Raw genomic sequence first — 13,410 nt, forward strand, 5'->3', positions numbered from 1 at the left:
GAAAGTATTTTGAATAATTGACGAATGTTCGGAATTTGCTGGTATTAATCCTTTTTTTTAGTAGAATATTAGCGAAAGGACATTTATGAAAACACCTCGAGCTGAACGTTTAGTAGATATGACCCACTATCTTGTGGAAAGGCCGCGGACACTTGTACCGTTGACTTTTTTTGCTAACCGCTATTCTTCGGCTAAGTCATCAATTTCCGAAGATTTAACAATTCTAAAAAAGACCTTAAAAGAGCGTGGCGTTGGACTCTTGGAGACAATTCCCGGAGCTGCCGGCGGGGCCAAATTCTATCCTTATATTTTAGAAAGAGAAGCTGACGAGTTCGTCAATGATATGCTCAAACAGGTTAATGACGAGACGCGGGTTTTGCCAGGCGGTTATGTCTATCTTTCCGATCTTTTGGGCAAACCATCGGTTTTGCGCCAAGTCGGCCGTTTAGTTGCAACAGAGTACTTAAATACTGATATCCAAGCGGTTATGACTGCCGCAACCAAGGGTGTTCCAATGGCTGCAGCCGTTGCAGAACAATTAAATGTACCCTTTGTGATTGTTCGTTCCGGGGAAAACAAAGTTACCGAGGGCCCAACTGTTTCGGTCAATTATTTAACTGGTTCTTCCAAGCATGTTGAAAAGATGGAATTATCGCGGCGGAGTCTGCCAACCGGTTTGAATATTTTAATTGTCGACGATTTTATGAAGGCTGGCGGCACGATTAATGGTATGAAAACACTCGCAAAAGAATTTGATTTCGATGTCAAAGGTGTTGCGATTTTTGCCGAGGGCCGGGCTCAGGAACGCCAAGTCGACGATTTTACTTCATTACTGCATGTTGATACCAATCTTGATTCCGGAGAAGTAATCAAAGTTCAGTTTGGAAATTACAAACAGAACATTTTTCGGGGAAGGGAAAATAAGATTGTCAGAAGTTGATGTTGTTATTTTAGCGGCCGGCAAGGGCAGCCGTATGAAGGACGATCTTTCCAAACCGCTTCATAAAGTTGCCGGCCTGCCGATGCTTGAATGGATTTGCCGGGCAGTCAGGAAATTTAATCCGAAAAATATAATTGCCGTTCAGGGAGCTGACGAAGATTTTTCTTCTTATGTCGATGAAACGGTCGTTCAAAAAGAGCAGTTGGGTTCTGCGGATGCTTTGCGGTGCGCTTTTCCAAAAATCGATGCTGAAAAACTGATTGTTATTAATGCTGATATGCCTTTAATGACCGAGAACGCCTTGGTTGATCTGGTTGAAAAAGGAGAAGGCTTCGATGCAGCTTTGCTGACAGCCGATCTTAAAAAGCCTTTTGGTTATGGCCGCGTTATACCGGTTGGCGAACGTAATGTTGTTGAACAAATTGTCGAAGAAAGGGATGCAACTGCCGACCAGGAGAAATTGCATTTGGTTAATGCCGGTGTTTATCTTTTTCGTGCCGACTATATTAAACGTGCTATCAACAATGTGACGACCGATAATTCTCAAAGTGAGTATTATTTGACTGATGCTTTGCCCGGTGCCAAAATTGTTCAAGTTGCGGATTGGCAGGATATTCTTGGTGTCAACACTCAACAACAATTGGCAGCTGTTAGCAAAATTGCCCGTAAACGAATTAACGATCAAATAATGGCCAACGGCGTTACAATGATCGATCCATTGACAACCTATATTGATGCCAATGTTCTGGTTGGAACCGGAACCATCATTAAGCCGGGTACAGTCATCGAACATGATTCGGTGATCGGAGCTGAAAATGAGATTGGTCCATATGCTCACTTACGTGAAAAAACTGTGACCGGTATTGATGTTCATATTGGAAATTTTGTCGAAACAAAAAATGCCAAGATTGGTGATCATACTCATATTGGCCATTTAACTTATGTTGGCGATGCCGAGGTTGGCCAAGCGGTCAATATAGGTGCAGGAACAATTTTTGTTAATTACGATGGCAAAAATAAACATATGACCAAAGTTGGCGACCGGGCCTTCATTGGCAGCAACAGCAAGCTGGTCGCTCCGGTTGAAATTGCTTCTGAAGCGATTACAGCTGCCGGATCAACAATTACCGATAATGTTGATCGGCACGCCATGGGCATTGCTCGACAACGGCAAACGAATAAAAGTGATTTTTGGCAGCGAATGCCTCACGAGGATTTTGCGACCGAATATGATGCTAAACACGATCAAAGGGATGGCCAGCCTTGATTGCTAATATGTTTCTTTAGGCAATTAAAACGGATATTATTTTTGTTCAAAGTTTTAAAATTAGAAAAACAAAGATTTGAAAAATGAGAGGAAGAGATTATGTGGGGAAATAAAAAGAGTTTTATTAGTGTCAGAGATGTTGTTGCTATTGGAATCGGTACAGCGGTCTTTTTTGTTCTCATGCGTTTTTTGGCAATACCGACTCCTGTCTCGAATACGACGATCAATTTGGGCGAACCCTGGCTTAGTTTAATTGGAGCTATCTTTGGTCCGATTGTTGGTTTTTTGGTTGGTTTTATCGGCCATGCTTTGAATGACACAGCCTCTGGTTGGGGCGTTTGGTGGACTTGGGTTTTTGCTGATGGAGTTCTTGGCTTGTTATTGGGTTTAACAAAATCTCGCCTAAAACTGCAAAGCGAGCATTTAACGAAGAAAAAAATTATTTTTTTCAATATTTGGCAGGTTGTTTCCAACGCAATTGCCTGGTTTTTGATTGCTCCGCTCGGAGACATTGTTGTTTACAAACAGCCCGCTGCTAAAGTATTTTTACAGGGTATTTGGGCTGGAATCGGAAATATCGTTGCAATTGCGATCGTTGGAACAATTTTATTAGTTGCTTACAGTAAGACCAGAACCAGGTCGGGATCGTTAAAGTCTGAAGACTGATTTCTATGCCAGCTGTTACATTTAAAAACGTTAATTTCAAATATCGCGTTCAAAGCCAAGCCACATTGCATGATGTCAGCTTTGCTTTTGATTATGGGGAGAAAATTATTATTGCCGGGCCATCCGGCTCCGGTAAGACCACGATTGGCCATTTAATTAACGGTTTGATTCCACAAAGTTTTCCCGGGAATCTCGATGGTCAGATCTTGGTTAATGATCAGGATGTTTCTAAATTGGATATTTTCAATTTATCTTTTGCCGTCGCGACTGTCCTGCAAGATACCGATGCTCAATTTGTCGGCATGACAGTTGCTGAAGATGTTTCTTTTCTGCTTGAAAATGAAAATATCGATCATCAAACACTATTAAAAAAAACAAATCATTGGTTAACGGAACTGAATCTTCAATCGGTTAAGAATCATCATCCCCAAGAACTTTCCGGTGGACAAAAGCAGCGAGTCAGTATGGCCGGTGTTTTAAGTTCGGACAGCAAGATTCTTTTGTTTGACGAACCATTGGCCAATCTCGATCCGGCTGCTGGGAGAGCGGCAATTCAATTAATCTCCCAACTACAGAAAAAGTTGAATTTAACGGTTATTATCATTGAACACCGTTTGGAAGAAGCACTTAAAATTCAGGCCGATAAACTGGTGATTGTCAGTCGAGGAAAAATCATTGCCAACGATACGCCTGATCGGGTCCTGCAAAGCGGGGTTGTTTCTCAAGTCGGACTTCGTGAACCGCTTTATCTGACCGCTTTAAAGAAAGCCGGTTTCGATCTGAGTTTGGAGAAACATTTGACAGATCTTTCTTCTTTGAATCAAGAATTGGTTAGCAAAAAAATCTCGAATTGGCTTAATACTCAAATTTCTGTTAAAAAACCAAATCCTGGTCAACTGATTTTATCAATTAAAAACTTGTTTTTTTCCTATCCGAAACAAAGCGTTTTTAAAGATTTCAATTTGGATTTTTATGCTGGTCAGATTACGGCGATTGTTGGTAAGAACGGTTCCGGAAAATCAACTTTTTCAAATTTAGTAACCGGTTTTTTAAAACAGGATTCCGGCCAGATTTTTTTCGATGGTCAAAGCTTGGACTCTCTGTCTGTCAAAGAGCGGGCTGATAAAATTGGTTACGTTTTGCAAAATCCAAATCAAATGATCAGCCAAAATATTGTCTTTGACGAAGTCGCCTACGGACTGAAATTACGCGAAGTTAATCCTGAAGAGATCAAAACAAGAGTTCGACGAGTATTGAAAATCTCTGGTCTTGATTCGATGCGTCATTGGCCGGTCTCGGCTTTAAGCTTCGGCCAAAAGAAGAGAGTGACGATTGCTTCTGTTTTGGTTTTGGAACCGCAAATTCTTTTATTGGATGAACCTACCGCTGGACAAGATTATCTGAATTATCGTTCGATCATGAATTTTGTTGCTTCTCTTAATCGTGAGCATCATACTTCGATTATTGTCATCACTCACGATATGCATTTAATGTTGGAATACGCTGATCGAGCCTTGGCTTTGGTTGACGGCAAGATTCTTGCTGATGATCGTCCAGCCGTGCTTTTGAGCAACTTGGAGCTTTTAAAAGAAGCCTCTTTGGCTCCGACCAGCCTTTATAATCTGGCCCGATTCAGTCAAGTCGATCCGATTAAATTATCGGAAAGACTTGTTGAAAGCGAGGCCGATTTATGAATAACAATTCTTTTAATCTCGCTTATCGGGATCGTGGCACCTGGTTGGACCGGGCCAGTGGAGCAACCAAACTATTAGCTTTTATATTTTTATCCGGTATTTCGATGATTGTCTTAGATACCCGTTTTTTAATTTTCCTCGTAATTCTTTCTTTAATTGTTTTAAAAATCAGTAGAGTTAAATTTTCCGAAGTTTCTTTTTTGATTAAATTGGTCGTCTTTTTTATGATTATCAATCTGTTGATGATTTATGTTTTGGCACCTGGTTATGGTGCTCAGCTTTATCACTCCAAGGATATTATTTTTGGTAGCGGTCCTTATGCTTTGACGAAACAGGAATTATTATATCTGGTTAATATTTCGCTCGAATATTTTGTTGCGGTTCCTTTGGCCTTGATATTTTTGTTGACGACAAATCCCTCGGAATTTGCTTCCGGTTTGAATCGGATCGGAATTTCTTATAAGATCAGTTACGCAGTTTCTTTGGCTCTTAGATACATTCCTGATGTCACAAAAGAGTATCAGCAAATCAGTCTTTCTCAACAAGCACGCGGCAACGAGATTTCTAAAAAAGCAGGCTTTTTTAAACGTTTAAGGGGTGCTGCTGCGATTCTTGTGCCCTTACTGCTCAGTTCGATTGATCGAATCGAATCGGTTAGCCAGGCCATGGAATTAAGGAGATTTGGGGCCAAGAAAAAACGCAGCTGGTATTTTGCAGAACAACTCAAAGCTGTCGATTGGCTGGTCTTGTTTATAGTCTTGCTAATTATGATTGGCGGGGTTATTCTATTGGTGGTTAATGGTGGACGTTTTTGGAATCCGTTCATCCATTAAAGGAGTTTATTATGGCAAATGAAATACAGACAGCAATCTTTGCAGGCGGTTGTTTCTGGTGTATGGTCGAACCTTTTGACTCGCTTCCCGGAATTATTAAGGTCCGTTCCGGATATACGGGCGGCCATGTCGATCATCCAACCTATGAGCAGGTTTCATCACATCAAACCGGGCATACCGAAGCAGTGAAAATTTGGTTTGATCCAAAAAAAATATCTTATGCCGAACTAGTTGACCTTTATTGGCAGGTGACCGATCCGACTGATGCCGGCGGTCAATTCCAGGATCATGGCGATAATTACCGGCCGGTTATTTTCGTTAACTCTGATAGCCAGTACCAGACAGCCCTTTCGTCAAAACAAAAGTTACTTGATTCGGGGGTTTTCGGAGAAGACCCAATTGTTACCAAGATTGAAAAGGCTCAGACTTTCTGGGAAGCAGAAGATTATCACCAGGACTTTTATAAATACAACCAAGCACGAATGAAAGTTCAAGATGCTCCGCGCGAGGATTTTATCAAGGAACATTGGAACAAACAAAAAGCTGATGATTAATTCATCAGCTTTTTTATATTTTTGTTGGGTCGATATGCAATAGATGCTTAAAAAGATGTTTATCCCCCCAAGCGATATTGTTTCCCTGCAAAAAGAAACAATATATTGTTCCAATTCCATAACTCAGTAATTTTCCGGAAAGTGCCCAGCAAATTAAAGAAATAGTAACGGCAAAGATGAAATTGGAAAGTTGCCCAAGTGGTGCCGAACCGCGAAAAAACTTAAAACGAGCGACGTTCGTCAAATTATCGAGCGGGTGTAGTACGAAATTAGCCCTTTGAATGACCGATACTCCGATCCCGATACACCAGATTCCAAATAAATCAACTATCAGTTTGGGAATCAAACTAAGTGGTGCAAGCAGGGGATGGAACAAATTGGCAAATTCAGCGACGAAAAGACTGAACAACAGACCAAAAATTACATTTCCGATTGCTCGCCGCCAATTGATTTTTTCGACCATAAACAGATTTATAACAGCCGCTAAAATTGCTTCAATCGCTAAAAAAAGCATTGTCGGCAGATGGGTTACATTGGCCAGATTAACAGCCGATGCCGACCAGGGAGCGGCTCCCAATTGGGCAGCAATCGATAATCCGTTTCCAAAAGAAATAATTGCCAGGGAAATAAAGAAGTAGGTGATTTTCTGTTTTAAAGTCAGCTCAAAATATTCCCCGTTCAAATAATACATATTTCTATTAAAGCACTAATCATTTATTCAAAAAAAGCCAAGAAATTAATTCTTGGCGATATATTTGCTCAAAACCTGACGTCTGAGCATTCGATACAAAGTCAGCATCAGTCCGATCAAACTGAGAATACCGGCGAAAATAAAGCAGAAATGCATCGACTTAATAAAGTATTCCGGATGGCTTGGCAGATAATTGACAACCTGCCGGCCGGCTAAGCGACTCATACTGAGAAAAAGCATGGTTGTTGCGAAAGTATTTCCAACAATGAAGCCGACATTTCTCGCCAAAGCCATGACCGAGCCGGCGATTCCCAATAATGGCTTTGGCACAGTGCTCATTGTCAAAGCATTGTTTGGCGATTGGAAAACAGCTGATGCCAACCCATTGGCAATCAGGGTAATTATCAGCAGTATATAAGGCGATTTACCACCGATCGAAAGGTAACCGATTTGGCTGAGCGTTAAACCGGCTAAACCGATTAAAGTAATCATTTCTTTATCGAATTTGTCTCCAGCCCAACCTGAAATTGGCGAAAAAATGAAGTTGGTAATTGGAAAGGCCATCAGAATCAGACCGGCCTGACCGGGGGTTAATTTGCGCAAATCCTGCAGATAAAAGGGCATCAAAATGTTTGTATAGGAATTAATTGCAAAAACCAGAAAGGCGGTTATCAACGAAATCGAATATAATTGATTTTTAAAAATTTCTAGTTTGATCATCGGTTCTTTAAAGGCTGGTTCGACTTTTAGGAAGGCAACTAGGAGAATGATGGAAATGATCAAACCGGCTATTACCCAGAAGTCTCCAAAACCAACTGATTCGGCTGCATTGATCGCCAGGAAAAAGCAGGCGATGAAACCGAAAAACAAAGCTGAGCCGATGTAGTCTATTTTTCCATCAGGTTGGGAAATTGTATCTTTCGGAAAATATTTAAAGCCAATAAAAATTGCCAAAATCCCAACTGGTACGTTAACCCAAAAAATATATGACCAGCTGAGAAAATTTAGAATAGCTCCGCCGAGGGCTGGTCCGGCAATCGCTCCGAGAGAGACGAACATTCCGATTACAGACATCGCCCTTGCACGAATGTTCGGCGCGAAATTTGAAGTGGTGATGCCAAAGCTTGTTGACATCGCCATCGAGGCGCCGACGGCCTGAATTGCTCGGGATGCCAAGAGGAAAATTAGACCAAATTTGGAAATCCCGGCTAAAAAGGAACCAATTGTAAAAATGATTGTTCCGATTTTGAAGATTTTAATTTTCCCGTAGACATCGCCCATACGACCGAACAAAAGCAATAATCCAGAAATAACAATCAAGTACACGATGACAGTCCAAGTTGCCTGGTTTAAAGGTATTTTTAAGTCTTTTGAAATTGAGGGCAGAGCGATATTGACGATCGAACCGTCAAGGACGCTCATAAAAGTCAGCATGCCCAAAGCGACTAATATCCATATGTGATCTCTATCTAATTTGTTTGAACTTGTAAAGTTTGAATTTTGCACAACCAACATTCTAACATTTTGTTAGTATAAGTTGGATGACTGAAATTTTAGGACAAACAATATTGGATCAAATTGTCGATCAAAATTTTCCGCTGGCAAGTTTTCCTGCCGAAAAGTATTCTCAAGCAGTAGCTGATACTTTGGAAGGAAATTTTGATTTAGGCAAGATTAATCGCAGCGAAGTTAAGATTAATGGCGGGATTGAAAATGATGGCCAGACCATTTCTTTGGAATTGGCCCCTTATCCTTTGCCCCTTCGTTATATCAATGAATATAAAAAGTTAATTCATGTCGATCAGCAGATTGAAGTTTTCTCTTATTTGATCTTTGAATCAAATAAAATCAGCCGATCCAAACTGAAAATTGTCCAGCTTCCGGATTTAAAGGATTTGGATTCACAAATTCAAAACTTTTATGAGATTGAAAAAAATTGGAAAGCTCCAGAAGAAGACGATAAAACAATTGAAAAAGATGCAAAAACCTCCACGAAAAAGTGAAGGTTTTTATAATTGCTTGGTGAGTATGCGAAAATTGATTAAGTGTTTTAAAACTTCTTGTATTAACTTTAATAGTTACTAAAGAAGCAGGGGAGAAAAGGGAGAAGTATATGTTAAAACTCGAGCATGTCAGCAAAAGTTTCGATAATCTTCGCGCACTTGTCGACGAATCCTGGCAATTGGATGAAGGCCAAATTTTGGGGTTAATTGGCCAGAATGGTGCCGGCAAATCGACGACTTTTAAGTTGATTTTAAATTTTATCGAGACCGATTCCGGACAAATTACCTGGAACCAAAAGCCGATCGATAATCAAACAATGAATATGATTGGCTTTTTGCCGGAGGAGCGCGGGCTTTATCCGGATGTTAAGGTTGGCAATCAGATAATGTATTTTGCCGAATTGCATGGTCGTTCAAAGGCCGAAATTAAGCCGAAACTTCAAGACTGGATGGATCGTTTCGACGTTAAGGGAAGTCTTAACGATAAAGTTAAGAAGTTGTCAAAGGGAAATCAGCAAAAAGTTCAATTGATCACTGCTTTGATTCATGAGCCGAAACTGATTATTTTAGACGAACCTTTCAGTGGCTTGGATCCAGTTAATGCACAAATTCTTTTGGATATTATTGTTGAGCAAAAAGAAAAGGGAGCAGCAATTATTTATTCTTCTCATGACATGAATAATGTTTCGTCGATTGCCGACAAAATAGTCATGCTTAATCGTGGCCACGTTGTCTTAAATGGTCAAACGAACCAAGTCCGTCAATCCTTTGGTCGAACTAGAGTTTATTTGGAATCGCCTTTGACTGCCGCTGAATTATCGGCAATTGAAGGTGTGGAAAAAGTCGAAAAGTTTGCTGGTGGTCTTCAAATTTCTTTGAGTGATCCTAAGGTTGGCGAACAGATTTTTAAATTGGCCACCAAAAACGGTTATATTACGGCCTTCGATCAACAACCACCGACCCTTGACCAGATTTTTAGAATGAAGATCGGTTCCGATGCAATCAAAGAGGCGGAAAGCGAGGGATTAACCCATGAATAAGACTTGGATTGTCGCCAAACATGTTTTCTTAAAAAATTTAAAAAGTCCATCTTATTATTGGATGCTTTTAGCTCCCTTTGTTTTTTGTTTTAATTGGTATCGGTGCCAGTTTTCTTATTAATAAAGCTGTTTCCGGGAATCAGCCGACAATTGGAATCGTTGGTCAGCCTCAACAGGTTTCCCTTCTTAAGACGGCTTTGAAATCCAAAGCCAGCGTTAAGTCCGAGAGCAGCTTAAAAGCAGCTAAAAATGCATTAAGTAACGAAAAAATTGATGCATATGTTAAGACCAATGCCGGTTATACAAAAACGGAAATTGTCGCTAATTCGAAGTCTTCAGCTAATTTCGACAGCAGTTCAATTTCTCAAATTATTAGTAGCCTGAAGACAGAGTCTGCCGTCGCGAAATTGGGTCTCTCGGCAAAACAGGTTAAAAGTATCACTGCGCCAGCCAGTGTCAAAACAAAGTATGTTTCGGTCGAGAATAAAAAAGTCAGTCAAAACAGCAACAATGGTGGTCGCAGCGTTCGTTATCTTTTCGCTCAGGGAGCAACAATTATAATTTTTATGTTCCTGGCTATTTATATTCAAATGACAGGCAGTGAAATCGGTACCGAAAAAGGTTCGCGAATTCTTGAAAGTATTCTTCCCGCTGTGCCAGCCCGTCAGCATTTTACCGGTAAGATTATCGCGATTGTTGGACTTTTTATTTTTCAATTGATTGCCTATATTTTCATTGCTCTGATAGCTTTTGCTTTGGCGAAACCATTTAATTATTCAAAATATTTGAATTTGGTTGATTGGTCCCAATTGGGAACTTCCTTCATTGTATTAACTGCCTTGATAACTTTAGGAGCAATCATTATTTATATTATTTTGGCAGCGGTTTTTGCTTCGATGGTCAGTCGGCAAGAAGATGTTGCCAAATCAACTTCGGTAGTCATGTGGATTGCAATGGTTCCGTATTTTCTCAGCTTTGCTGTTGCTTCTTCGGCCAATGCACCGGTTTTCAAAGTATTGTCTTTTATCCCTCTAATCAGTCAATCAATAATGCCGATTCGGATGGCAGTTTCTTCGGCAACAACCTTTGATGCTTTGATTGCTCTTGCATTGCAAATCTTGATAATTCTTCTATTGGTTAAATTTGCTTCGGGTATCTATGCAAGAAATTCTTTGGACTATGGCGATGGGAAACCTTTAAAAAAGCTTCTAAAATATTTTCAAAGTAAAAATTCGTGATATACTTAGTAGCTGATGCGATGAGTCGAGGAAACGTCAGCTACGGCGCGTTTTTAAACACGGACAGCTGAGTTTAATCTCAGGGAACGCATTTTCCGCTGTCGTTTGGGTCGTTGTGGAACTTCCCGGACTGCCAGACTATTGGTACGTGGACGCAATTGGTAACAGTTGCCGTTAGCCAACTAACGTAAAAGTTGCAAAGCCAAACTAAGAGCGACCTCATGGCCGTTCTTTTTTTGTTTTCAAAAACGATTAAGATGAAAGTATGTTCAATTTAACGAAGGCTTTTTTAAAAGAAGTTCCAACGAATGCCGAAGTCACGGATTTTCATGAGGTTCATGGCGGTGATATCAATAAAGCCTATTCGCTAACCGATGCTCAAGGCGGGAGATACTTTTTAAAAGTTCAGCCTAATTCTGTCCTGGCTTTCTTTCAACACGAAGCTGATGGCTTGAAACTGCTTGGTCAGGCGGCTCGAGTTCCCAAAGTTATTGCATTAGGCCACGTTGGCCAGGACCAATGGCTTTTATTAGAGTATTTAAATGCGACGAATTATGGCAATCAATATTCGCTTGGTCAGGATTTAGCGAAAATTCATTCGATTACAAGTCCTAACGGGCAGTTCGGTTTTGATAAGGATTTTAAAGCTGGAAAGACCAGCAAAATAAATACCTGGCAATCCAGCTGGTACGAATTTTTTGTTAAACAGCGTTTGAATGTTTTACGTGAACTGTTGATCAATGAAGGTAAGTGGAACGATGACCAAAATTATAAAAAAGCGATTGAAATTTTTCAATCGTTAATGGAAAAACATGACAGTCGACCGAGTCTGCTTCACGGTGATTTTTGGTCAGGGAATTTTATGTTTGACGCAGACAGTGGCCAACCGATATTTATCGATCCGGATGTTTATTATGGCGACCCGGAGTTTGATATTGGAATTACGACTGTTTTTGGTGGTTTCAATCAAGATTTTTATGTTGGTTATCAGAGTACCAAGCCCTTTCAATCCGGTGCCGAAAGACGTTTAATGTTTTATCAGCTTTATTATTTGATGGTTCATGCTCATTTGTTTGCCGGTTCTTATATTCAGGCTTATCGTGGGAAGCTTGCACAAATCATTCAACAATAAAGACTTGATCTTCTATTAGATCAAAACGCGACCAATTCTTATTTAAATTTTTTGCTGCTGATAATTCAGCCTGTTTCCAAAATTTTTTTGAGTTGGTAGCACCGTTTTTTTCGCCAATCACAATCAACTGGCCACCATGCTCGAAAAACTTATTGACGCGCAAATAATTTAATATCAGCCAGTCACAGTTAGAATGCTGTGGCGACCAGGCCAGCAACACAACCTCAATATCTTTTAAATAATATTCAATCGCGGCGCTGGCTTCCATCTTAACAACCTTTGTGACCGGCGATAGCGGATGGTTCATGACCTGCCAATCGAAGTTATCAGTCGCCTTGATCGGGTAGCCTTTTTTTAGTTCTCGAATCCCAGCCGTTAAAAAGCCGTTTCCAGCCATGATTTCAAGCGTTGGCCGCCCATTCAAAAATTTTAATAAATCACGAACCCATTCTTTTGAGATATAGGCAAACATTCCATATTTTTCAATCAGGTAATCGCGGTAATCGTGTAAAAGTCCATCCAGTTCTTCGGCCGGACGGACTTTTTGCTGAATTTCCAATTCAGACATTCCCGGTCTGATTTCTTTGGACAAAAAATCTTGAATTTCAATAATCATTGAATCGGAAAGCTCCAGTTTTGGCAGCTTATTTGGCAATCGTTTTTTGCTGATTGCCAGATCAGAAAAAAGCAGCGCATCAATTAGATCGCTGACTGAATAAAGTTTTGCAAAATAATCCCGGCAGGCTTTTAAGCGGGGAATGTAGGTTTCGAGATTAAAAGTCATTTTGATTATTAAAAAGATCGAGTGATTCTTGATGATCGATATTAATCACATCACCAGTCGATCGACGTCCTCTCGCATGCAGATAACCGGAAATTAATTGAAGTATTTCATATTTGTCATTGTTATCCAAAGGAGTATCGTTATAAGTCAATTTTGACGAAGTAATCATTGCCTTGGCCAAATCGACTTGATCATTATTGTAACGTCCGACTAAATAATCCATTGAAACATCAAAATAATCGGCCAATTTCTTGACCTCTAAATAATTTGGGTTTCGTTCGCCGCGTTCCCAATTACCGATCTGGGATTCGGTATTCTTGGCTTCGCCTCTTGATATGTTTTTGTTCAAAGCTTTGGCAAGTTGTTTTAAAGTAATTCCCTTGCCTCGCCGTAATGCCCTCAATCTCTCTGGAAACATGCCTCTATCTTATCAGGAACGAGGATTTTATTAAACGCGCACCTCTGTTCGTCTTTTGCTTAAAATGATTTTTAATCTAATAGTAAGTTTTTTAAAACAGTTTTCTAAAATCTTTCTTCCTATTTTCAATTGCTTTTGCCAATTTTCGGG

At 40.2% G+C, this 13,410-nt stretch carries 13 protein-coding genes and 1 pseudogene; 10 read left to right on the top strand and 4 right to left on the bottom strand.

Going from position 1 to position 13,410, the window contains the following annotated elements; all coding sequences use genetic code 11:
- Positions 1–85: 85 nt before the first annotated feature.
- The 6 genes from purR (at position 86) to msrA (ending at position 5,954) form a co-directional block, all read left to right on the top strand.
- Complete coding sequence (purR, locus tag A3G9_RS0101015) at positions 86–940, top strand: pur operon repressor (protein WP_002819357.1); 855 nt, start codon at positions 86–88, stop codon at positions 938–940.
- Positions 927–2,207 carry a bifunctional UDP-N-acetylglucosamine diphosphorylase/glucosamine-1-phosphate N-acetyltransferase GlmU gene (locus A3G9_RS0101020; RefSeq protein WP_002819356.1) on the top strand — a complete coding sequence of 427 codons (1,281 nt, stop codon included), beginning with the start codon at positions 927–929 and terminating at the stop codon, positions 2,205–2,207. The genes purR and A3G9_RS0101020 overlap by 14 nt, the downstream gene beginning before the upstream one ends.
- Positions 2,208–2,306: 99 nt before the next feature.
- A complete protein-coding gene (locus tag A3G9_RS0101025; protein ID WP_002819353.1) occupies positions 2,307–2,873 on the top strand; it encodes an ECF-type riboflavin transporter substrate-binding protein in 567 nt (188 codons plus the stop codon).
- A gap of 5 nt (positions 2,874–2,878) precedes the next feature.
- On the top strand, positions 2,879–4,567 hold the full coding sequence (locus tag A3G9_RS0101030) for an ABC transporter ATP-binding protein (RefSeq protein WP_002821697.1): 1,689 nt from the start codon (positions 2,879–2,881) through the stop codon (positions 4,565–4,567).
- Positions 4,564–5,400 carry an energy-coupling factor transporter transmembrane component T family protein gene (locus A3G9_RS0101035; RefSeq protein WP_002817612.1) on the top strand — a complete coding sequence of 279 codons (837 nt, stop codon included), beginning with the start codon at positions 4,564–4,566 and terminating at the stop codon, positions 5,398–5,400. Before A3G9_RS0101030 ends, A3G9_RS0101035 begins: the two co-directional genes overlap by 4 nt.
- An 11-nt stretch (positions 5,401–5,411) precedes the next feature.
- Positions 5,412–5,954, top strand: coding sequence for a peptide-methionine (S)-S-oxide reductase MsrA (gene msrA, locus A3G9_RS0101040; protein WP_002821698.1), 543 nt, complete (start codon positions 5,412–5,414; stop codon positions 5,952–5,954).
- 13 nt (positions 5,955–5,967) lie between these two features.
- Here the strand turns inward: msrA and A3G9_RS0101045 are convergent, their stop codons facing one another.
- Together A3G9_RS0101045 and A3G9_RS0101050 are read right to left on the bottom strand one after the other, a co-directional pair.
- Entirely contained in the window at positions 5,968–6,645 is a 678-nt protein-coding gene (locus tag A3G9_RS0101045) for a YczE/YyaS/YitT family protein (RefSeq protein ID WP_002821699.1), read from the bottom strand.
- 45 nt (positions 6,646–6,690) lie between these two features.
- The gene (locus A3G9_RS0101050; RefSeq protein ID WP_002819348.1) at positions 6,691–8,085 is read right to left on the bottom strand and encodes an MFS transporter; all 1,395 of its coding nucleotides are present in this window, start codon (positions 8,083–8,085) and stop codon (positions 6,691–6,693) included.
- A 128-nt stretch (positions 8,086–8,213) separates the two neighbouring features.
- Here A3G9_RS0101050 and A3G9_RS0101055 point away from each other — a divergent pair, with 128 nt between their 5' ends.
- From A3G9_RS0101055 to A3G9_RS0101070, 4 genes and pseudogenes are all read left to right on the top strand, one after another.
- Entirely contained in the window at positions 8,214–8,648 is a 435-nt protein-coding gene (locus tag A3G9_RS0101055; RefSeq protein WP_002821700.1) for a hypothetical protein, read from the top strand.
- Between the two features lie 110 nt (positions 8,649–8,758).
- Positions 8,759–9,688: an ABC transporter ATP-binding protein gene (locus A3G9_RS0101060; RefSeq protein WP_002819346.1), complete on the top strand. Its 930-nt coding sequence runs from the start codon at positions 8,759–8,761 to the stop codon at positions 9,686–9,688.
- Positions 9,681–10,926: pseudogene (locus tag A3G9_RS01000000109365) on the top strand (ABC transporter permease). Before A3G9_RS0101060 ends, A3G9_RS01000000109365 begins: the two are co-directional and overlap by 8 nt.
- A gap of 265 nt (positions 10,927–11,191) precedes the next feature.
- Positions 11,192–12,058: a fructosamine kinase family protein gene (locus tag A3G9_RS0101070; RefSeq protein ID WP_002819344.1), complete on the top strand. Its 867-nt coding sequence runs from the start codon at positions 11,192–11,194 to the stop codon at positions 12,056–12,058.
- Here the strand turns inward: A3G9_RS0101070 and A3G9_RS0101075 are convergent.
- Both A3G9_RS0101075 and A3G9_RS0101080 read right to left on the bottom strand, forming a co-directional pair.
- On the bottom strand, positions 12,045–12,842 hold the full coding sequence (locus tag A3G9_RS0101075) for a hypothetical protein (protein WP_002821702.1): 798 nt from the start codon (positions 12,840–12,842) through the stop codon (positions 12,045–12,047). The two genes, A3G9_RS0101070 and A3G9_RS0101075, sit on opposite strands and share 14 nt — an antisense overlap.
- On the bottom strand, positions 12,832–13,260 hold the full coding sequence (locus A3G9_RS0101080) for a helix-turn-helix domain-containing protein (protein WP_002821703.1): 429 nt from the start codon (positions 13,258–13,260) through the stop codon (positions 12,832–12,834). Before A3G9_RS0101080 ends, A3G9_RS0101075 begins: the two co-directional genes overlap by 11 nt.
- Between the last annotated feature and the right edge of the window lie 150 nt (positions 13,261–13,410).

The sequence above is a fragment of the Oenococcus oeni DSM 20252 = AWRIB129 genome, assembly GCF_000372485.1.
GTDB classification, from domain to species: Bacteria; Bacillota; Bacilli; order Lactobacillales; family Lactobacillaceae; genus Oenococcus; species Oenococcus oeni.